This window comes from Psychrobacillus sp. FSL H8-0510, assembly GCF_038008345.1.
GTDB lineage: Bacteria > Bacillota > Bacilli > Bacillales_A > Planococcaceae > Psychrobacillus > Psychrobacillus psychrotolerans.
On record NZ_JBBOYZ010000001.1, the window covers coordinates 2,191,221 to 2,213,209 of the forward strand.

Sequence of the window (21,989 nt, forward strand, 5' to 3'; positions counted from 1 at the left end):
TGCCTCAAGAAGGAGAGAATTTCATGAGCGGATTAATACATCGTTCCAAAACTCGTCCAGTACGAGTTGGAAACTTAACAATAGGTGGAAGCAACGAGCTATTTATACAAAGTATGACAACAACAAAAACACATGATGTAGAAGCAACAGTTGCTGAAATCTTACGTTTAGAAGAAGCAGGCTGTCAAATCGTACGTGTCGCATGTCCAGATGAACGTGCAGCTTACTCGATTGGCGAGATAAAAAAACGCATTAATATTCCTTTAGTAGTAGATATTCACTTTGACTATAAGTTAGCACTTATCGCAATAGAGCAGGGTGCTGATAAAATACGTATAAACCCAGGTAATATTGGCCGTAAAGAAAAAGTGGAAGCAGTTGTAAATGCTGCTAAAGCAAAAGGTATTCCAATTCGTATAGGAGTAAATGCTGGTTCCCTTGAAAGAAAAATTTTAGAAAAGTATGGTTATCCAACTGCAGATGGAATGGTAGAAAGTGCGTTACATCATATTAAAATACTAGAAGATTTAGACTTTCATGATATCATCGTCTCCATGAAAGCATCCGATGTTACATTGGCTGTAGAGGCTTATCGTAAAGCATCCGAAGCATTTGACTACCCTCTTCACTTAGGAATTACAGAATCTGGTACTCTTTTCTCAGGATCAATCAAAAGTGCCGCTGGATTGGGTACACTTTTAAGCATGGGAATCGGTAACACAATGCGTGTTTCCTTAAGTGCAGACCCAGTAGAAGAAATAAAAGTAGCGCGCGAATTACTAAAAGTTTTCGGACTATCTTCTAATTCAGCTACGCTAATTTCTTGTCCTACTTGTGGACGCATTGAAATCGACTTAATAAAAATTGCAAATGAAGTAGAAGAATATATCTCGCACATTAAAGCACCTCTTAAAGTTGCAGTACTTGGCTGCGCAGTTAATGGCCCAGGAGAAGCTCGTGAAGCAGATATAGGGATCGCAGGCGCACGTGGTGAAGGTCTGTTATTCATGAAAGGCAAAACAGTGCGTAAAGTACCTGAAGAAACAATGGTCGAAGAACTTAAAGTAGAAATAGACAAACTTGCAGCAGAATATTTTGCAAACAAAGAGCTAGAAGAGCAGCAAAAGCAAGAAAAAACACAAGTGTAAGGAATGGTGTAATTGACGAATATACGATTTGGTATCGATATAGACGGGACAGTAACATCCCCTACTTCTTTGCTTCCTCATATTAACGAAGCATTTAAATGTAATTTACAGTTAGAAGATATTAAAGAATATGATTTAACGAAGGCATTTCCAGTAAGTCAAAAAGAATTTTACGAATGGTTTAAAAAAGCTGAAGCTACTATTTATGCCACATCCCCTATTCAACCAGATGCACACGCTGTATTATCTGCTTGGAAAGAAAAATACGAGTTATATTTTATCTCTGCTCGTGGTGACAATGTCATGGACATTACACTAGATTGGTTTAAACAACAAGAGTTGTTATACGATCATATTGAACTGATTGGCACACATAACAAAATAGAGACGGCTCGAAGACATGGTGTTCATGCATTTTTTGAAGACAAACACGATAATGCCGTTGAAATTAGTGAGGAACTTGATATTCCCGTAATATTATTTAATACACCTTATAATCAGTTGCCAGTTCCATCTCGTGTTATCCGAGTGAATAATTGGATTGAAGCGAATAACTGGATTGAAAAAGAATTTTCAATGGCTATAAAGTAAAACTTCAGAGTTTCATGTGAATAGTTAGGCTAGCTAAAATAGATAATAGAGTATAAAATCGCTGAGGTTTTATACTCTATTTTTATTAGCTAGAACTTGTTTACTTTTAACATTAAAATAACTAGAGCAATGCTATCTTAAATATGAAGGAGAATAGAGTATGAATATTATTGTATTTGGGGCAAATGGTGGTGTCGGAAAGCATTTTACTAAACTAGCTTTAGATAAAGGACATGAAGTTACCGCTTTTGTGAGGTCTCCTTCGAAATTAGAATTGGTGCATGAACGTTTAACTATTATCCAAGGTGATGCTTTTGATAAAGCGGCCGTTAAAGAAGCTATTGCAGGTAAGGAAGCTGTTATTTCTTGTCTAGGCTCTACAACCGGTATGAAAAAATCTACGCAGTTAGAAGAGATGACAAAGAATGTTGTTGACGGAATGGTCGCTAATAATGTCCAACGCATTGTCTATGTTGCTTCGGCAGGAATAGAAAATGAGATACCAGGTTTAATGGGTAAATTAATGATAAAAATGCTTAAAAATGTGCTAACTGATCATTCAAATGCAGTTAGTTATATAAGAAATAATCATTTAACCTATACAATAGTACGCCCTATGGGTTTGAACGATAAAGAATTTACAGGTGTTTATAAAGAGGCTTTAACGGGTGTGCCTAGCACAGGTAGAACTATTACTAGAGCAAATGTAGCAGATTTTATATATAAGGCTCTTATGAACAAGGAATATGAAAATACATCCGTTGGATTGAGTGATTAAGCAATATACAAAAAAAGTAGCGTAGACCTTATACTGGTCTACGCTACTTTTTATTAATGACAGGATGGGCAATTGCCATAGATTTCGAATTTGTGGTTTTCTATTTCGTAGCCTGGTATAGCATTTTGCAATACTTCCATTGGACAAAATGGAATTTCTTTAATATTGCCACAGGACATACAGATGAAATGATGGTGATGATGATCAGCCTCACATTGCATTCTAAAATGTTTTTCTCCTGTTAACTCGGTTTCTTCTAATATTCCCAGATTTACAAAGGTACTTAAATTTCTATAAATTGTATCATAGCTCATCCCGGGATGTTCTTTTTTCATCACATTCAAAATATCTTTAGCAGTTATATACTTTTCCGTTTCGGTAAAAATGCTTAGTATTTGCTCGCGTTTATCTGTTTTTTTAAATCCTTCATTTTTTAAAATATCCCATGCTTTTTCTATATTCACCCTGAAACAGCTCCCTTGCTCCCTATCTTTTTAGAAAAAATAGTTAGAAGTAAAATGATAATTGAAGTAACAACAATTGTTCCACCTGGCGCTAAATCCAAATAAAATGCACTAACCAATCCAACAATAACAGATAACTCACCGAATATAACGGATAGCAAGATTGCTTGTTTAAAGCTTTTAGATATACGCATAGCAGCAGCAACCGGCAGTGTCATAAGTGAGGAAACAAGTAAGATACCTACAATTCGCATCGACCCTGCAATAACTAATGCCGTCACAATCATAAATAATACATGAATCCATTTAGCAGGAAGTCCTGATGCTTTCGCATATTCCTCATCGAAAGAAAGTACAAATAATTCTTTAAAAAATAAACTTAAAAATACTATGACAATTAATGCAATGCCTATAATAATCCACAAGTCCTGACGACTTACTGCAGATACGGAACCAAATAAATAGCTAAATAGGTCCGAACTAAATCCTTCTGCTAATGAGATGAAAATTGCTCCAAAACCGAGGCCAGCAGACATGATAATAGGTATAGCAAGTTCCTCATAGTGTTTATATAATCTTCTTAATCTCTCGATAAACAACGACCCAGTCACAGATGCGACTATTCCTAAATATAATGGGTTTAATAGGGCCAATGCCCCGACAGACTGACTCAAATATAAGCTACCAGCAATACCAGCCAATGTTACATGACTCAAAGCATCAGCTATCAACGAAAGTCTACGAACAACTATAAAAACCCCTAATAGTGGAGCGATAAAACCGATGATTAGACCTGAGGCAAAAGCATTTTGTAAAAATTCATAGTGAAAAATAGAGTCAATCATGATTTTACCTCACTTTGATGATCGACTTTACGAACTGCGTGTCCATACCAAGCCTCTAATTGTTCATCACTCATCTGGTCCATCTCATTTTTAAAACCATGAAAATGAATTCGCTGGTTCAAACAAGCAACGTGACTTATACTTTTGGATACTGCATCGACATCATGGGTAACTAACACAATGGTAATATTATGTTCCCGATTTAAATGACTTAACATATTATAAAAAGATTTTACATTTTTGCTATCTACTCCAACAGTTGGCTCGTCAAGTATCAATACATTTGGATTACTGATTAACGCTCTAGCGATAAAAACACGCTGTTGCTGTCCTCCAGAAAGATCGCCAATATTTTTCATAGAATATTCATCCATACCGACTGATTTTAACGCTTGTCTTACCTGTTTGTTAACATTTGCAGGATACCGATGAAATAACCCTGTCTTCTTTACTAAACCACTTCTAACTACCTCAGTCACCGTTGCCGGGAATCCCGTATTAAACGAATTGGACTTTTGTGAAACATACCCAATGCGTTCTTTCTCTTTAAACAGATTAACTGGCTTCCCAAAAAGAAGTACTTCACCGCTCGTTGGTTTTAATAATCCTAGTATTATTTTCAATAACGTAGACTTACCAGAACCATTAGGTCCAATAATCGCAAGAAAGTCACCTTCTGCAATAGTAAGATTAATATCGATTAATGCCTTAGTTTGTTCGTATTGGTACGAAATATTATGTAAGTTGATCAATGGGCTTCCCATTATTTTTCCTCGATTCTAATTAAGAATGATTACGATTTACAAAGTATTAGTATAGTCCATATTGCACCATGTGTAAATAAAAATTACTTGGAAGGATGTTATTCTGGATATCCATAAATTTGTTCAACAGTTACAAACATGCTCTATTAAGGAGTTTAAAACAATTGTAAAAGGCTTTGATATAGAAATTTCCGACAAAGAATTAAAAAGTGTCTATCCATTACTAAAAGAAATTTCCCTTTCCTGGCTTTTATTTGGCGTTCCGCTTGCTATCCAACAAAAACTAATTCAAATACTTGGGGAACAACGTGCTATGGAACTTTATAAAGAAATTAAAGAAAAAGCACCTACTTCTTTTGGATGAAAGAAGTTAATACCTGAAAATTTCTTTCTAAAATAGGTAATTGCAATACAATAATACTTACTGATTTCCGATACAAACCAACGCTGTACCGTCCTCGCCTCTTGTGGACCGAAGTTAGTGGGCGACGTATAGAAAAACACCATACACAGATTATAGAAAAAAGAGATGTTGGTTGGTTGTAACATCTCGTTACAACCAACCAACACCCCTATAAATAAGCTCGGTAATCATCTAGAAAACAGCGTTTAATTTGAAAAGAACGTGCTCTTGCATGTTAGCGCAACGCATCTATTGCTTCTGCATTAAACTGTTTTGAGCGAAGCATTTCAATCTCATGCTTGTATGGAGCTTCCTTCGATTTAGCATCTACACCAACAAAAGGCGTTTCTAAAATTTTAGGGATTTCCATCAATTGAGGATGGTGCACAATGTACTGCAAAGCATCAAATCCAATTTCACCAAAACCGATGTTCTCATGTCGATCCTTTGCTGCTCCACATACATTTTTACTATCATTGATATGAAGTACTTTTAAACGATCAATACCGATTATTTTATCGAATTCATTTAAGACTCCATCAAAATCTTCCACGATATTATAACCAGCATCATGAATATGACAAGTATCCATGCAAATGGACAATCGATGATTATTTACAACACCGTCGATAATTTGTGCAAGTTCATCAAAAGTGCGACCACATTCTGAGCCTTTTCCAGCCATCGTCTCTAAAGCTATTTGAACAGGCCAATCGGTTGTCAGCACTTCATTTAAACCTTCAACAATTCTAGCAATACCTGCTTCTACTCCTGCTCCTACGTGAGCTCCTGGATGCAATACAATTTGAGTAGCACCTATATGAGCAGTTCTTTCAATTTCCTTTTGTAAAAACTCTACACCAAGAGCAAAAGTCTCAGGTTTTGTTGTATTACCTAAATTGATGATATAAGGAGCATGCACGACGATATTGGACATCCCATTTTCTTTCATATGAGCGATACCAGCGTCAATATTCAATTCTTCAATTGGTTTTCTTCTAGTATTTTGTGGTGCTCCTGTATATATCATAAAAGTATTTGCACCATATGATGCAGCCTCTTTACTTGAACCCAGTAGCATCTCTTTTCCACTCATCGAAACATGTGAACCTAATAACATGATGACAACTCCTTATTTCTTGCGGTTTTTAATACGTCTTTCTCTTTTCTTCACAATATCCATTTCCCATTTCATATTACGTTTGTAGCCTGGTTTAACCTTTTTAGGCTTACGAACTTGGGCTTTAGCGATTGCATCTATTTCATTTTCATTTTTTGTACGATTTTTACGTGCATGGCGTTCTTTAAGTTCAGACCATTCACCATTAACGACATCCTTATGCTCTAGTGGAATCCCCATTTTTTCAAGGCGCACTAAAGCATCTTCGTCTGATGGTTCATATAATGAAATTGCAATCCCAGTCATGCCAGCACGAGCTGTTCTGCCTACGCGGTGAACGAAGAACTCTAAATCATCTGGAAGTTCATAGTTAATCACATGGCTTACTCCAGGAATATCAATACCACGAGCAGCTAAATCGGTTGCCACGATATATTGGAATTCTAGTTCATGTATTTGTTTCATCACACGTTTACGATCACGAGGTGAAATATCGCCATGAACAACACCAACTTTGACACCATTTCCTTCTAAATAATGCGCTACTTCGTCTGCATGTTGTTTCGTATTTGTAAATATAATGGCTAAGTATGGATTAATACCTTCCATTACATCCAACAAGCGTTTCTTTCTAGATTTGCTTCGAACCGGAGTTACAATAAATTCAATACCCTCTGCTACTCGACGTTTCTCGCCTATTTTTATATGGACTGGTGAATCCATATATTTTTTTAAGAAAGGTTGTAATTTTTCTGGAATTGTAGCAGAAAATACATACATTTCTAATTTATCAGGCATACGAGATGCAAATTGATCAATTTCATTGATAAAGCCAAGATCGAAAGCTAAGTCAGCTTCATCTACAACTAAAACTTTTGCTGTATGAACAAGTAGTGCTTGCTCTACAGTAAGATCACGAAGTCTACCTGGCGTTCCAACTACGATTTGTGGTTGAGTTTTTAATTTTTCGATTGAACGAGCTTTATCCGTTCCACCAATAAATAATTTTGTTTGAATATCTGTGCCTTCTACTAGCTTGTTCAACTCTTTATAAATTTGCGTTGCAAGCTCTCTTGTTGGTGATGTAATAACTGCTTGTACTTCTCTTTTACTAGCATCTATTTTTTCAACAATTGGGATTAAAAAACTATGTGTTTTTCCTGTTCCAGTATGTGCTTGACCAATCGCACTTTTCCCCTTTAATACAAGTGGAATCATTTCTTTTTGAATTGGCGTTGGTTCTTGGAAGCCTAATTTTTCTATTGCATCTAATAAAAAAGGCTGAAAACTATAATCTGTATATTTTGACATTGTACGTCACTCCCTCACATTTCTTTATTGTACCACGATTGTACATAAAACGTACAATTTGCATAGAATATAATAGTCTTTGCTGTTCGAAAGGAGATGAAAAAATGCGTTACCAATCTTTTTATCCGTTTGCCCAAAATCAGGGAAATGACTTTTTTGGCATGTCTAATTCAAGTCCTCAGAATGTTCCAAATAATTCTTTTGATTTTTGGGGAGGGAATCAGGCTGCTCCCCCTCCACCACCACCAACTGCACCTGCAGGTCCGGCTACTAACTTTTTTAGTCAATTTCAGTCTGCTGCTCCCACAGGAGGCTTTCAACAGGGTCAACCAGTATCGAAAACTATGGGTTACCTACAAACAGCCGACAAATTCTTAAATACTGCCCAGCAGCTTACACCAATGGTTAGACAATTTGCTCCTATGATACAAAATGTACCAGCACTGTTAAAGTTATACCGTGGTTTTCAATCTGTACCAGCTGCTACTACTGCCGTTACTGGTAATTTAGGTGCTGCTGCAGCTGCTTCAACAGCTGCGAGAGCAACTAGTACTGCTGCTTCTCTAACAAACGGAGCATCAATACCTAGAATTTTCCAGCCTCCAATTTAAAGTTTTGTAATCGTCTAGCCGCTCCGTTATAATATGAGTATGCTCGTATTGAAGGGAGTTACGTAAATGTTAGTTCAAAAAATTTCGCCTAGAGGATACTGCTATGGTGTAGTGGATGCAATGGTAATTGCTCGAAATGCTGCATTAGATACTTCTCTGCCAAGGCCAATATATATTTTGGGAATGATCGTCCACAACAAACATGTAACAGATGCATTTGAGATGGATGGCATAATTACGTTAGACGGAGAAAATCGCTTAGATATATTATCAAAAGTCGATACAGGTACGGTTATTTTTACCGCACATGGTGTTTCACCAGAAGTGAAAGAGTTAGCTCGTAAAAAGGGCCTTGTTTCAATAGACGCTACATGTCCAGATGTTACAGTTACGCATGATCTCATAAGAGAAAAAACAGCTGAAGGCTATGACATTATTTATATTGGTAAAAAAGGTCATCCAGAGCCAGAAGGTGCAATAGGTGTAGCTCCAGACAAGGTACATCTAGTTCAATCGTTAGAGGACATTGAGAATTTAACTATTAAGACCGATAAATTACTCGTTACCAATCAAACTACAATGTCTCAATGGGATGTTGTGGATTTAATGAAGAAATTAGAAGAGAAGTTCTCTCATATTGAAGTCCATAAAGAAATTTGTTTAGCTACTCAGGTTCGTCAAGAAGCGGTTGCTGAACAAGCTGGAGATGCGGAACTTTTAATAGTAGTTGGAGATCCTATGAGTAACAATTCTAATAGATTGACACAAGTTTCAGAGGAAATCGCTGGAACACCTTCTTACCGAATTGGCGACATTTCCGAACTACAATTGGAATGGTTGGATAATATTTCTCATGTTGCAGTGACAGCAGGTGCTTCCACACCTACTCCAATAGTAAAAGAAGTTATTCAATTCTTAGAAAAGTATGATCCAAACGACCCGGAAACTCACGATACAACGAAAAAAACAATACCATCCAAAATTTTACCTAAAATTAAAGTACCAAAACCAGTAGATCGAATTGAACCTTATCCAGTTAAATAAAAAAAGCTGCTCACTAGAGAGCAGCTTTTTTGTTTATATTCTATTAAATCAATTGAAAGGGTTCCGTTGAAATGTTGGATGGGATGAATTCAACAGCAAGTTTGTGTTGCATACAAACCTTAGTCATATACTCCGCAACACCAATTTTCATAATTTGTTCCACATGATGACCCGGATCTATAACAGCTAAACCTATAGCTTCTGCATCTTGTGCCACATGGAAATATAAATCACCTGTTACAAACACATCCGCTCCAGCTCTTTTAGCGGTCTGTATATATTTATTGCCATCTCCACCAAGAACAGCAACTTTCTTAACTTCCTTCGTCAAATTTCCTACCACTCGAACAAAAGGTACATTCAGTTGTTTTTTAACTACTTCTGCGTAGTCAGCTAATGTTTGGCTTTGCGGCAGTGTTCCAATTCTCCCAAGACCTTTTTCATTGACTTCTATATCTAGCAATATTAAGTCATAAGCAGGTTCTTCATATGGATGACTTGTCAGTAATGCTTTTAACACCTTACTTTTCATAGAAATAGGAAAAACAACCTCTATTTTATCTTCTTCTACTACTGCTAATTCATTCACTTGTCCAATAAAAGGAGTTGCTAAGCTAGACGGTTTGAACCTTCCTTCTCCTTCTGAAGTAAAACTACAATCCGTGTAATCTCCAATTTGACCAGCACCCGCAATTGCTAATGCTGTTCTAACTAGCTCTGTTGATTCCTTAGGAGTAAAGACCGCCAGCTTCATTAGTTGTTCAGAGCTAGTCTGCTCTAGAATATTTATGTTTTCTAGTTGCAAAGCAGTAGCAAGTAAATCATTTACCCCACCTGCAGCAATATCTAAATTGGTATGAGCAGCATATACAGCAATATCATGCTTTATCAATTTCTCTATTAACATGCCCTGAGGTAAATCTGTTCGCATATTTTTCAATCCGCGAAAAATAGGAGGATGATGAGCAATAATCAGCTCACAACCATTTACAATAGCTTCTTCTACTGTTTTTAAATTTACATCTAAAGTAACCAACACTTTAGTTATAGTTTTGTTAAGAGTCCCAATTTGAAGACCTACTGGATCTCCTTCAACTGCCAAAGACTTTGGTGCCCATTGTTCGAAAAGGGAAATAATATATTGCCCATTTGTTTCCTTCATCGCTTATAAAGTCTCCTTTACTAAGGCAATTTTGTTTTCGAGTAATTGTTTCTTTTGCTGTACTTCAGTTCCTTGTAATTTGTTAAGCTCATCTACAATCCGTTGCCATTCATTTACTTCATTGGTCCATTTCTTTAGATATACAGGCGATTTGTCTTTACTCAAAATTGGTCCAACTAATAATTCCTTTTCCGAAAGTTTCATTTGCCCTTTGACTAATACAAGAATTTCATAAATTTTATCGTGTTCTTCTAAAATTACTTCCTGCTCTATCTTCCATTGTTCTTGAATAGCCCACTCTCGTATAGCTTTGGCATGAACATTTGGTTGTAAGATTAATGTATCCACAGTGGTAAGTTTTTCTTTTCCGGTTTCTAGGATAGAAGCTATAAGCGGACCACCCATTCCAGCTATAGTAACCGTTTGGACATTGTCGTTAGCCGTGATGACCTCTAAACCATTCCCGAAACGAACATCAATATTACTTTGAAGTCCTTCACTTATTACTTGTTTTTGAGCAGATTCAAATGGACCTTTGACTACTTCTCCGGCAATAGCTTTAGAAATGACACCTTCATGTACCAAAAAACATGGTAAATAAGCATGATCACTACCGATATCCGCCAAAGTAGTATTTTCTTTTACAAAGGTAGCGACTGTTCTCAGTCTAGTCGACAAATTTTTTGCATTCATTGTTTCAACACCTCTTCATTAACTATTATAGCAAAAAAGAAAAAAGACCTCGATTCTTTTACAGAATCAAAGGTCTTTTAGTTACATACTATTCTAAAGATTTAACCCATGCCGCCATAGCGTCAATGTTTTCTTCAGGTACTAATCCAGCTGGCATTGCACCTTTACCATTTGCTAAAACGTCTTTTACTTCGTCTTCAGACAATGCAGTTCCAACTAAAGCTGGACCCATGCCACCTTCATAACTATTACCATGACAACCGATACATTTCCCTTGAGCTAAAGCTTCTGGATCAAATTCTCCAGCTGAAGCTTCTCCGCCTTCAGTTCCTTCTGCATGCTCTTCAGTTGCAGCAATTTCTTCTTTGTTTCCTACACCATCCATAGACAAGAAGAAAATTAAACCAATACCAAAAGCCATAATTAAGATAAATGGAATTATTGGATTTTTTTGCATAATTAACCCTCCCTTTTAATACAATCTTTTCTAATATAGAATTAGTCAACATTAATATTGTACTGCATTCTTAAGAAAACTAAAAGTCTTAGGAGAGAAGTTTTCTTAGATTGTGACATTTTAGACATAATCTTAGCTCATTTTCTACTATCAACACCCAATATGTCGAGCAATTACCATTCTTTGTACTTCAGAAGTTCCTTCACCAATTTCTAGTAATTTAGCATCTCGCATATAGCGCTCTACTTCGTACTCTTTCATATAGCCATATCCACCATGTATTTGAATAGCTTGATCCGCTACTTCCATTGCTATTTCGGATGCATATAGTTTACACATAGAAGCTTCTTTCCCAAAAGCACGTCCTTGATCTTTCAACCATGCCGCTTTATGGACCATTGTACGTGCTAGCTCAATTTTCATCGCCATATCTGCCAATTTAAATTGCGTTACCTGAAACTCGGAAAGTGTTTTTCCAAATTGCTTACGCTCTTTAGAATAACGTAGCGCTCTGTCGAAAGCTGCTTGTGCAATTCCAACTGCCATTGCTCCAATACCAATTCGGCCACCATCAAGAGTTACAAGGAATTGCTTGAATCCTTGCCCTTTCTCCCCTAGTAGGTTTTCCTTTGGTACTCTTACATTTTCCAATACTAGCTCAGTTGTATTAGATGCATTTAGACCCATCTTCTCGTAATTATCAATTACAGAGAAGCCTTCTGCATCCGTAGGCACAATTATTGCAGAAATTTCTTTTTTACCATCTTTGATATCAGTAATTGCTGTTAATGCTAGGTGTTTTGCATAGCTAGCATTCGTTATAAAAGCTTTGTTTCCATTAATAACATAATCATCGCCATCTTCTTTAGCCGTTGTCTGTGTACCGCCTGCATCTGATCCTGCATTAGGTTCCGTTAAACCAAAAGCCCCGAAGGATTCGCCTGTACATACTGGAACCAAATATTTTTGTTTTTGTTCTTCTGTACCAAATAGATTAAGTGGAGCTCCACCAAGCGATATATGTGCAGAATAAGTGATTCCTGTAGAAGCACATGCTCTACTCAACTCTTCTGTCACGATTGCAAAACTAACTGTATCTGCACCTGCTCCGCCATACTCTTCTGAAAACGGTAAGCCCATCATCCCCATGTCGGCTAACTGTTTAAAGATTTCTTTTGGAAAAGCTTTCGTCTTATCGCGCTCAATCGCTCCTGGCGCTACAACCTCATCCGAAAACTCACGAATAGTTTTGCGGATCATTTTATGCTCCTGTGTTAAATCAAAATTCATTTCTTTCATCCCCTTTGTAAATAAAAACGCTTACATTTCTATTATACTAAAAAAATAAGAAATTCAAAGATATATTATTATAAGGGGACGACAGCTATTTTTGATCAACACTTTTTTCTTAATAATTCCATGGTGTTTGCAGTCCAACCCATATGGCATACAGGTTAGGATTATTTTATAAAAAAAGCGAGAGTCTATTTTTTAGGAGGAACACTTACTAGAAATTATAATTTCTTTACTCTCTATTTTCACTTTTGAGTAAATCTATTAGTTAAACTCTCAGAAAAATTATATAAGTTCTACTTTAGTTCATCAATGTAGAAAACAAAAGCATCTTCCTACACATTTGGATGTGTAGAAAGATGCTCTCTTATTTATACTGAACTGGTTACTGAACGAATTGATAAACCAAAGTCCATATCAGCTGACACATCTGGTAGGTTATAATAACTGCGTAACTTTTCTAAAACTTCAGCAGGTGGTTTTTCATTGAAAAACCCTGTACGGGCCATGGACATTCCACTGATTTTATATAGATCTACCATCGTTTCACACATTTTAATACCTGCCCCAAAGGAATCTATTATCGGCACATTGTCCACATGATGAATACCAAAGTTTGCCAAGAAAATATTCATCGGCCCCTCACCAGGAATAATTACATCCGCACCTTGCGCTATAGCTTGTTGAGCAGCTATTGTAAACTTTTCGATAATCGGTTGTGGATTGTCAAAGCCCTCTAAAATATCATAGAAGCCAATATCCGCCTGGATGATCGGACCTACCTTTTCCCCCAAGCCGTATTGTTGAGCATTGAAACGTAACTGGTCAACAAGTGGAGCAAGAAAATTCACAATACCAATCTTTGTTCCAAGCATCGACGCAATATGCATCGATGCTTGCCCGTAACCTATCACAGGAATATCAACAATTGATCGTGCTTCGATTAACCCTACGTCAGGAATCGTACCAATAAAAACGGCATCATAGCCAGCTTTTTCAGCTATCATTGCATTTCTAATGAATTGTTCCTTATGCAAACTTTGTAAATAATTGTACGTTATAAAATGTCCCGGATATTGCTGGGGATAAGTCTCTTTCGACATACCATGTAACACAACATCTACATCTGGACGTGCGATTTTAGATAAATGATTTACAACGGCATCTCGATAAACTGGAATGTCTTCAATGGATGTTAAACTTTGGTGCCAAATTTTCACACCAACGCCTCCTCTACATTCGATTGTTGGATTGCTTGTTTAGCAGCTATGCGACCAAATATTGCTGCCTTTCCGAGTGAACTACCCGTCATATATCCTGCACCATGGAAGCCCCCTACAACTTCACCTGCCGCAAAAAGACCTGGAATACTTTCATTAAAGGGATTTAACACTTCTGCCTTTTCATTCACTGTTACACCCGCATATGTAGCTAGCATGGCCGTTGAGGTATTCATCGCATAAAAAGGAGCTGTTATAACTTTTGTTGGTTTTCCAAATGTATGCGTAAGTGTTGTTCTACCCAATACGTCATTTCCTGTATCGACCGCTTCGTTATAACTGCTGATCGTTTGTTGTAACGATGAGGGTGGAACTCCAATTATTGTTGCTAATGCTTCGATAGATTCAGAACGTTCCATTAAACCTAGTTCTTCAAGTGATGCAAAATCATACAATGCATCTCCTTTTACACCTTTATCCATTACTGTTTGATCCCAAATTTGAAAAGTACTTTGATCCGACTGTTGTAATGCTGCATCTCCTAGTAATTTATAGGAGATAGATTCATTTACAAAACGGTCGCCCTGCTCATTCACAATAATGCCTCCTTTATAAAAAGTATGAGCTTGGCGTTTATTGTCATTCGTAGAGCTAGGATGGAATCCGTATGTGCCTTTTAAATATGGAGTATCTCGTAACCATGCACCTTGTTCACATGCAAGCCTGATGCCGTCCCCTGTGTTTCCTACTCCACCCAAACGTATTGTATTAGTTAGCCCGGGAGCAAAGTGTTCAAGTAAGTCTTCACTACGGGAAAAACCACCTGAGGCGATAATAATACCTTTACGTGCTTCCACAACATATGAATGACCTCTATATGTTACATGGACTTGCTCAACACGCTCATTTCTTTTTTCTAGACGAGTAACTACAGCATCCGTATATATTTTTGCGCCATGTTCGATTGCTCTACTTTTTAACATATCAATTGCCTGATTGGGGACAATCGTATGCCCACGTGGGTTTGTATGGCCACTCACTGCTTGACAATCTATAAATTGTACACCTTGATTAACAAGCCAATTGTATGTTTCTAACTGGTGCTGTCCATATGTTTCAACGAGAGTACGATCATTTTTATACTGCCCAACTTGCAACATATCTTCTATTAAACTGTCTGCTGAATCAGTAATTCCATGTTGTTTTTGAAATTCTGTTCCTGCAAATGCCATAAAACAACCACTTAATAATGAACTACCACCAATTTGAGGTTGTTTTTCTAAAACTATCACACTCGCTCCCGCAGCAGCGGCTTCCACTGATGCGCAAAGACCGGCCATACCAGCGCCGATAATTACAATATCTACAACTGCTTTCATAGGCTTAAGCTTCCTTTGTTAATACCGCTAGAATCTCTAAGCCTGCTTCGCATACTTGCATGTCATGTGAATAGTGTCCACCACTTACTCCAATTCCACCGACACATTCACCGTTAATTAGAATTGGAAAACCTCCACCAAATATAACTAGACGATTTGTATGCACGAGACCTGTTAATAAAGGTGGATCATCTTTTAAGCGGTCATACCATTCATGTGTTGCACGATTGTATGCTGCGGCTGAGAATGCTTTATTTTGAGCAATTTCTAACGCTAAGACAGGTGCTCCATCCATTGCGTAAAATGCTTTTAAATTCCCTGCTTTATCTACAATCGAAATGGCAAATTTCATACCAAGTTCAATTCCTTTTTTCTCTGCAGCTTCTAGCATTTGTTTTGCCAAATTTAAAGTAATTGTTTGTTGTGTGAAAGTATATGTTTGTTCCATAATTCTCTATCCCCTTTAATTTATTATTTTGTAAGACCTACTGGCATTCCAGTTCCGAACGCTTCAATTGAAGCAGCTGTTATAGCTTTACTATGTGGTAATGCGATATTGACAATAACATTCGCCATATCAATTGGCTGTAACCATCCTGTTTTATCTAAATCCGGTCCTAAATCATCGGTCATTTTCGTATCTACTGGGCCCGGACATACTGCATTAACGCGGATCCCATATGGTTTTAATTCTTCTCCTATTGCCTTTGAAAAACCAATAACTGCGTGTTTTGATGAAATATAAGCACTACGATTTGGTCCACCTTTTGTTCCCCAAATAGATGAAATATTAATAATGGTTCCTTCTTGTTTAGCAATCATATCTGGCACAATTTGAGAACAGAAGTAATAAGGACCATTCACGTTAATATCATGGACACGCAACCATTCCTCTGTCGTTGTATCTACAAAAGGTAACATGCTCATTGTGCCAGCATTATTTATTAATATATCTACTGGGCCAAGTTCTTCTTTTACGAAGGCGCATGCTTTTTTTACTTGGGCTTCGTTCGTTACATCGCAGGGTACTGCAATTGCTCGGACTTTGTATTGCTTATTAATGACATCGACAACCTCTTGACACTCTTCTTCAAAAAGAGAACAGACCGCAATATGTGCTCCATGAGAAGCAAGTAACAAACATGTTTCTCGTCCAATACCTCGACCACCACCTGTAACAAGGGCCACTCTTCCATTCAATAGCATATTAATTCCCCCATTATAAATACGCTTTTTGTTGTGAAGTGATCAGGTTGACGGCATGTTCTCCTGCACGTTTTCCAAATACTAAACAACGTAATACTGATGTGCCTCCTGGATATTTCCCATAATAAAGCCCAGATGTTTCTCCTGCTGCATATAACCCCGGAATTGGATGATTGTCTCCTGATAAGACGCGACCATTTGTATCCGTTGCTAGCCCTCCATTTGTAAATACATTGCAACAAATAATCGGATATGCAATAAATGGACCTTTATTTATAGGAATGGACCAGTTCGATTTTGGCGGTGAGATCTCTGTCGCTGCTAATCCATCTTTTTGGTTAAATAAAAATTCCCCTGTTGGGCAAGCTTCATTAAATCCCTCTACCGTTTTAGATAATTTTTCTATTGGAATGTCTAACGCTTTTGCTAGTTCCTCAATTGTGTCTGCCACAATTGGAGGGACTTCTGTTTGCAATGCTTCTTCATGGCCAGGTATATCGTACATTTTTTGATCCGAAATCATATAAGCAATGTGACCCTCACATTCGTAGAAAATCTTACGAGCAACGGCTTCATATTGTTCATCAATCGTCGTTTCTCCTTCATCGACAAAACGCTCGCCTTGTTGGTTTACTAAAATACCATATGGGTACATCATGACCCCTGCTTCTTCCCTTTTACTACGAGGATCAACAGTTTCCGCATGGAAAGCATCAAATTGTCCTTGCCCTTTTGCACCAATTCGTAATGCCATACGAATGGCCTCACCTTTATTAAATAATCCACCTTCAGCAACGGTAGGAATTTTATGTGCATGACGGCCAATATATTGTGCCATCATCTCATGACTTCCTTGAAAGCCTCCTGCTGCTAATATCACTGCATTAGTCGATATGGTGAGAGTTTCTCCTTCTGCAATACGTACTTTAAGACCTTTTACATTGCCTGAATCGTCGAGTACTAAATCCCATGCAGTCGTTTCATAGATAATTTCTACACCGAGGGCACGAGCACGAAGGCTAAGTGTATCAACAATCGCACGACCACCACCAACAGGTAACAAACGTGGTTTAGAAGCCGTTAAAAACATTGTAGGTAAGAAATCGAAATCTACACCTTTCGACTCTACCCAGCGCAATGTCGAACCTGCATTTTCATGTAATATTCGTATGTACTGCTCATCTGCGTAATAATCCGAAAACTTCAACATATCTTCTATGAAGTTTGGTGCAGGATTATCGATATTTTCCATTCGCATATAAGCAGCAGTCCAACGTGTATTCCCTCCACGTTCCTCAAAAGATGCTCGTTCTAAAATTGCAATTTTAATATCTAGATTTTGTGCTTTTGCTTCTTCTGCGGCTGCTAATGCAGCGGATGTCCCTGCAGCACCGCAACCTACAACAATAATATCGTAATCTACTTTTGTCATACGCTTCCTCACTTTCTACTTACCAGAATATTGAACCTCTAATTGTTGAATTTCCTTTAACTTAAATAGTTGTTGACGTTGTTCCCATGAGCAGATTAAATCATTCATATTTTTTTGGGACTCTTCTTGGTGTAATAATTTCATAGCTTCCACCGCTCCTTTTATTGCCCCACGTAAAGCTGTATTAGCACATAACATAATTTGGAAGCCCATTTCTTGTGCCTCTAGACGAGAAACAAGTGGCGTTTTACCACCCTCGACCAAATTAATAATATGTGGAATACCAGGGACTTCTTTTGGAATCCGTAAAAGTTGTTCCATGTCTGTCGGCGCTTCTACAAAAATTGCATGAGCTCCAGCTTCTTTGTAGGCATTCGCTCGCTCTAATGCTTCTTCAATTCCATATACTCCTACCGCATCGGTTCTGGCGATAATCGCTAATTTATCATCTATTCGTGCATCTAAAGCTGCTTTAATCTTGCCAACCATTTCTTCTTTAGAAATAACCGATTTCCCATTAAAGTGTCCGCATTTTTTGGGCATCACTTGATCCTCAATTTGAATAGCTGCCGCTCCGGCCCGTTCCAACATTTTTACTGTGCGTTGCATATTAATCGCATTACCAAAACCTGTATCTGCATCTACAACAATTGGAATATTCGTCACATCTGCCATCCAGGAAACTACTTGGGCGATTTCCGTTGCAGTAGTCAAACCAACATCCGCCCAACCAAGTTGCGCATTAGAAATGCCTGCACCTGTTGCATAGATTGCTGGAAATCCCGTTTCTTCGATAATACGTGCCGTCATGCCGTCAAAAGCTCCTGGTAATATAAACGTACTTGGATTTTTCAATAATTGTTGAAATTGCTCTGTCTTTTTCAATTGCTTCCCACCCTTTAATTTACTAATTCCTTCATGTAATAAGGATCAGCTTCATAAAATACTATTTTGACTTTGTCACTACTTTGAATATTGACCCCTCTAATGAAATGCTCATCCATCACTTCAATAACGTTTGAATATATATGTTGTGCAGTATGAATCTCTACATTGTAATGTCCTCGTTTTGGTAGTGTAAAATAAGGCTCAATGCCCTCTTGTAAGTCGTATTGAATTGAATATGGTCGGCCACATAGTGCATAAATTTTTTCAACATGACCAGCTTTTAATAAGTTACGACAAAGAGTCGAACTAATTTTTTCACCAGCCATTTCGACTTTTGGAGCAATCACTACTTGGATTTGTTGCTGACTTTGTTCAGCAATCATATGCACTTGTCCTTCACCTTTAAAACCGTATTTATAATCAAAACCAGCGACAGCAACTTTAACACCAAGCTTCATAAGATATTGTTCAACAAATGTCTGAGGGGCTAAAGAGGCAAATTCTTTTGTAAAATGAACGATATAAAGTAAGTCGACGCCCAACTTCTTTAATTGATGGGTTTTTTCTTCTATGGGCATTAAATAATCCACATTGCTATTCGTTATAACCGTTTTTGGGTGAGGAAAAAAACTCATCACAGCCAGTGGCAACTGTTTTTTACATGCGTGTTGTTTGGCAATTTGAATAACGGTTTGATGGCCTTTATGGAGTCCATCAAAAAAACCGAGTGCCATCACGCTCTGTTCACTTTTCCGTTGTACAGCCTCTAAATTTTCTGCATCAATTAAAATGACTTTCATGATGAATCCCCTCCTATTTTCATGTGGTACACACAAAATTGATAGCGTTTACATTTTCATGTTACTAATGGATCTTTTCCGGCTTCTTAATGCAATTCGTAAATGATGGTTTAAGCATATAAAATAAAGTAATGTTCAACTAGAATAGTTTTTTACGATAATCAATTTATTTTCCGTTATATTTTAACGGATTTTAGGTTTAGTGGGTTAGAGGTAGGGGGTTTTAAGTATGTATTTATAACTAATTGTGCCACCTTTTAACTTCATAAGAAAAACCGAGCAAAAAAACGCCCAGTCCTTTAAAAACAAACACGTTGGTATGCCGTTGATTTCCGCTCCGAGCGGCAAGCGTCCGACTGAAACCAAAATCAGTAGTATTATTCATTCTTTAAAGTTTTGTAAAACCAATGTTCATGGCACATTTTTATATACTTCTTATCTATTAAAAAGCTGTACAGATGAGTGTTCCTCTGCACAGCTTCTTGGTTTGTTATTTTGTAGCTCTTATGGATTGTGCAACTTCATAAATCATATCCTCTTGCCCGCCTACCGTTTTTCGGCGACCAAGCTCTACTAAAATGTCTCGCTCATCCACTCCAAACTGCTTTGCGGCTTTTTCAGTATGAAGTAAGAAACTTGAATACACACCAGCATATCCCATCATTAAACTAGACCCACTAATTTCTTGAGGACGTAGCATCATAGGTGCCATGACATCATTAGCAACATCTATAATGTCATATAAATGAACGCCAGTGGCAATATTTAAACGATCTAATACAGCAATGATAGCTTCCGTTTGCGTGTTTCCACTCCCTGCTCCTAGTGCACGTAAAGAACCGTCAATATATGTAGCACCAGCTTCTATCGCCGCTAATGTATTAGCCATCGCAAGCGACAGATTATTATGGGCATGAAAACCAATCTCACAACTAACATGCTCTTTTAAAGCCCGAATCCGCTCTGTTACTTCATGAGGCAATAAATAGCCTGCTGAATCAGTTACATATACGATTTCAGCGCCGTAACTTTCAAATAATTTCGCTTGTTCTACAATCACTTTAGTATCTGCCATATGTGCCATCATTAAAAAGCCTGCTGTTTTCAGACCAAGCTCTCGACTTAGATTAATATGTTGAGCAGCTACATCAGCTTCTGTTACATGTGTCGCCACACGTGCCATTTTAGCACCTACACTTACAGCATTTTGCAAATCACCTTTAACACCAATACCTGGGATTAATAAAACAGCAACTTTTGAAACACTACATTCATCCACTGCTGCCTCAATTAGTTTTAATTCATCCACTGCTGATAGACCGTATTGTAAGCTGGAACCCCCTAAACCATCTCCATGAGAAACTTCAAAGTATTCTATACCCGCCTTATTCAAACCACGAGCAACTGATCGAACTTGCGCTTCTGTATACGAATGTTGCATCGAATGACTACCATCACGCAAAGTAACGTCTAATACATGCACATCTCTCATACACGAATCCCTCCATTTACATGGTTTTTAGCTATCTCATTTGCAACCCGCGCAGCCGCTGCAGTCATAATATCTAAGTTACCAGAGTACTTTGGAAAGAAGTCACCCGCTCCTTCAACTTCTACAAAAATGGATACTTTTTTTCCATCAAAAATGGGTTCGCCTCTTAAACGATAACCCGGAACATATGATTGGACCTCTTTAACCATTTCTTTAACGGACTCAATAATTTCTTGTTCCTTACCTTCTTCGGCTAATAACGCATGCACCGTATCACGCATAATAATAGGTGGTTCCGCTGGATTTAAAATAATGATGGCTTTCCCTTTTTTCGCTCCACCAACTACCTCGATTGCCCGTGCAGTTGTATGGGTAAACTCATCAATATTTGCACGTGTTCCAGGACCTGCACTTTTACTCGCGACAGTTGCTATAATTTCTGCATAGTCAACTTGGGTAATACGATTAATGGCATAAACCATCGGTATTGTAGCTTGTCCACCACATGTCACCATGTTGACATTATCTGCTTCAATATGTTGCGTTAAATTTACTGATGGCACAGTAAATGGACCAATCGCAGCAGGGGTTAAATCAATCATCCTTTTTCCAGCTGCTTTGACTACTGCATAGTTTGCCTCATGTGCATATGCACTTGTTGCGTCAAATACAATATCAACTAATTCCATTTGATCACGCAAGCCTTCAATACCATTTACAATAGTTGTATATCCGCGCTCTTTTGCTCTGCGCAACCCTTCAGAAGCTGAATCGATACCAATCATCACTGACATTTGTAAATAATCACAGCGCTCAACCTTATACATTAAATCCGTCCCAATATTACCTGAACCGATAATTCCTACTTTTAATTTTGACATAATGTCA

Annotated in this window: 23 protein-coding genes; 5 read left to right on the forward strand and 18 right to left on the reverse strand. The window is 37.7% G+C overall.

Going from position 1 to position 21,989, the window contains the following annotated elements; all coding sequences use genetic code 11:
* Nucleotides 1–23: 23 nt before the first annotated feature.
* From ispG to MHI40_RS11095, 3 genes are all read left to right on the forward strand, one after another.
* A complete protein-coding gene (gene ispG / locus MHI40_RS11085) occupies nucleotides 24–1,148 on the forward strand; it encodes a flavodoxin-dependent (E)-4-hydroxy-3-methylbut-2-enyl-diphosphate synthase (RefSeq protein ID WP_093538382.1) in 1,125 nt (374 codons plus the stop codon).
* Nucleotides 1,149–1,160: 12 nt separating this feature from the next.
* On the forward strand, nucleotides 1,161–1,739 hold the full coding sequence (locus tag MHI40_RS11090) for a hypothetical protein (RefSeq protein WP_093538381.1): 579 nt from the start codon (nucleotides 1,161–1,163) through the stop codon (nucleotides 1,737–1,739).
* Between the two features lie 160 nt (nucleotides 1,740–1,899).
* A complete protein-coding gene (locus MHI40_RS11095) occupies nucleotides 1,900–2,517 on the forward strand; it encodes an NAD(P)-dependent oxidoreductase (RefSeq protein WP_340762686.1) in 618 nt (205 codons plus the stop codon).
* A 53-nt stretch (nucleotides 2,518–2,570) separates the two neighbouring features.
* On the opposite strand, the gene MHI40_RS11100 is transcribed toward MHI40_RS11095, so the two are convergent.
* From MHI40_RS11100 to MHI40_RS11120, 5 genes are all read right to left on the reverse strand, one after another.
* Nucleotides 2,571–2,981, reverse strand: a complete 411-nt coding sequence (locus tag MHI40_RS11100; protein WP_340762687.1) for a Fur family transcriptional regulator — start codon at nucleotides 2,979–2,981, stop codon at nucleotides 2,571–2,573.
* Entirely contained in the window at nucleotides 2,978–3,826 is an 849-nt protein-coding gene (locus MHI40_RS11105) for a metal ABC transporter permease (protein WP_093538378.1), read from the reverse strand. The genes MHI40_RS11100 and MHI40_RS11105 overlap by 4 nt, the downstream gene beginning before the upstream one ends.
* Nucleotides 3,823–4,590: a metal ABC transporter ATP-binding protein gene (locus MHI40_RS11110; protein WP_340762689.1), complete on the reverse strand. Its 768-nt coding sequence runs from the start codon at nucleotides 4,588–4,590 to the stop codon at nucleotides 3,823–3,825. Before MHI40_RS11110 ends, MHI40_RS11105 begins: the two co-directional genes overlap by 4 nt.
* 638 nt (nucleotides 4,591–5,228) lie before the next feature.
* Complete coding sequence (locus MHI40_RS11115) at nucleotides 5,229–6,113, reverse strand: deoxyribonuclease IV (protein WP_340762690.1); 885 nt, start codon at nucleotides 6,111–6,113, stop codon at nucleotides 5,229–5,231.
* 12 nt (nucleotides 6,114–6,125) lie between these two features.
* Nucleotides 6,126–7,424, reverse strand: a complete 1,299-nt coding sequence (locus tag MHI40_RS11120; RefSeq protein ID WP_093538375.1) for a DEAD/DEAH box helicase — start codon at nucleotides 7,422–7,424, stop codon at nucleotides 6,126–6,128.
* 104 nt (nucleotides 7,425–7,528) lie between these two features.
* Between MHI40_RS11120 and vrrA the strand changes: the two genes are divergently transcribed.
* Together vrrA and MHI40_RS11130 are read left to right on the forward strand one after the other, a co-directional pair.
* Nucleotides 7,529–8,035 (forward strand): VrrA/YqfQ family protein, encoded by a 507-nt coding sequence (gene vrrA, locus MHI40_RS11125; protein ID WP_340762691.1) that lies wholly within the window; start codon nucleotides 7,529–7,531, stop codon nucleotides 8,033–8,035.
* A gap of 66 nt (nucleotides 8,036–8,101) precedes the next feature.
* On the forward strand, nucleotides 8,102–9,079 hold the full coding sequence (locus tag MHI40_RS11130) for a 4-hydroxy-3-methylbut-2-enyl diphosphate reductase (RefSeq protein WP_093538373.1): 978 nt from the start codon (nucleotides 8,102–8,104) through the stop codon (nucleotides 9,077–9,079).
* Nucleotides 9,080–9,122: 43 nt separating this feature from the next.
* Here the strand turns inward: MHI40_RS11130 and MHI40_RS11135 are convergent, their stop codons facing one another.
* The 13 genes from MHI40_RS11135 to MHI40_RS11195 all read right to left on the reverse strand — a co-directional run bounded on the left by MHI40_RS11135 (nucleotide 9,123) and on the right by MHI40_RS11195 (nucleotide 21,982).
* Nucleotides 9,123–10,241 (reverse strand): Nif3-like dinuclear metal center hexameric protein, encoded by a 1,119-nt coding sequence (locus MHI40_RS11135; protein ID WP_340762693.1) that lies wholly within the window; start codon nucleotides 10,239–10,241, stop codon nucleotides 9,123–9,125.
* A 3-nt stretch (nucleotides 10,242–10,244) separates the two neighbouring features.
* A complete protein-coding gene (locus MHI40_RS11140) occupies nucleotides 10,245–10,934 on the reverse strand; it encodes a tRNA (adenine(22)-N(1))-methyltransferase (protein WP_340762694.1) in 690 nt (229 codons plus the stop codon).
* Between the two features lie 88 nt (nucleotides 10,935–11,022).
* Nucleotides 11,023–11,391, reverse strand: a complete 369-nt coding sequence (gene cccA / locus MHI40_RS11145; protein WP_093538370.1) for a cytochrome c550 — start codon at nucleotides 11,389–11,391, stop codon at nucleotides 11,023–11,025.
* A 150-nt stretch (nucleotides 11,392–11,541) separates the two neighbouring features.
* Entirely contained in the window at nucleotides 11,542–12,681 is a 1,140-nt protein-coding gene (locus tag MHI40_RS11150; RefSeq protein ID WP_340762696.1) for an acyl-CoA dehydrogenase, read from the reverse strand.
* A 374-nt stretch (nucleotides 12,682–13,055) separates the two neighbouring features.
* On the reverse strand, nucleotides 13,056–13,904 hold the full coding sequence (locus tag MHI40_RS11155; RefSeq protein WP_340762697.1) for an aspartate/glutamate racemase family protein: 849 nt from the start codon (nucleotides 13,902–13,904) through the stop codon (nucleotides 13,056–13,058).
* Entirely contained in the window at nucleotides 13,901–15,283 is a 1,383-nt protein-coding gene (locus MHI40_RS11160; RefSeq protein ID WP_340762699.1) for an FAD-dependent oxidoreductase, read from the reverse strand. The genes MHI40_RS11155 and MHI40_RS11160 overlap by 4 nt, the downstream gene beginning before the upstream one ends.
* A 4-nt stretch (nucleotides 15,284–15,287) precedes the next feature.
* Nucleotides 15,288–15,731 (reverse strand): GlcG/HbpS family heme-binding protein, encoded by a 444-nt coding sequence (locus MHI40_RS11165; protein ID WP_340762700.1) that lies wholly within the window; start codon nucleotides 15,729–15,731, stop codon nucleotides 15,288–15,290.
* A gap of 23 nt (nucleotides 15,732–15,754) precedes the next feature.
* Nucleotides 15,755–16,489 (reverse strand): SDR family NAD(P)-dependent oxidoreductase, encoded by a 735-nt coding sequence (locus MHI40_RS11170; protein ID WP_340762701.1) that lies wholly within the window; start codon nucleotides 16,487–16,489, stop codon nucleotides 15,755–15,757.
* 13 nt (nucleotides 16,490–16,502) lie between these two features.
* The gene (locus MHI40_RS11175) at nucleotides 16,503–17,921 is read right to left on the reverse strand and encodes an FAD-dependent oxidoreductase (protein WP_340762703.1); all 1,419 of its coding nucleotides are present in this window, start codon (nucleotides 17,919–17,921) and stop codon (nucleotides 16,503–16,505) included.
* 15 nt (nucleotides 17,922–17,936) lie between these two features.
* Complete coding sequence (locus MHI40_RS11180; protein WP_340762704.1) at nucleotides 17,937–18,806, reverse strand: isocitrate lyase/PEP mutase family protein; 870 nt, start codon at nucleotides 18,804–18,806, stop codon at nucleotides 17,937–17,939.
* A 14-nt stretch (nucleotides 18,807–18,820) separates the two neighbouring features.
* Entirely contained in the window at nucleotides 18,821–19,609 is a 789-nt protein-coding gene (locus MHI40_RS11185; RefSeq protein WP_340762705.1) for an FAD synthetase family protein, read from the reverse strand.
* Nucleotides 19,610–20,099: 490 nt separating this feature from the next.
* Nucleotides 20,100–21,101 carry a 4-hydroxy-2-oxovalerate aldolase gene (dmpG, locus tag MHI40_RS11190; RefSeq protein ID WP_340762706.1) on the reverse strand — a complete coding sequence of 334 codons (1,002 nt, stop codon included), beginning with the start codon at nucleotides 21,099–21,101 and terminating at the stop codon, nucleotides 20,100–20,102.
* The gene (locus MHI40_RS11195) at nucleotides 21,098–21,982 is read right to left on the reverse strand and encodes an acetaldehyde dehydrogenase (acetylating) (RefSeq protein ID WP_340762707.1); all 885 of its coding nucleotides are present in this window, start codon (nucleotides 21,980–21,982) and stop codon (nucleotides 21,098–21,100) included. The genes dmpG and MHI40_RS11195 overlap by 4 nt, the downstream gene beginning before the upstream one ends.
* Nucleotides 21,983–21,989: the final 7 nt, after the last annotated feature.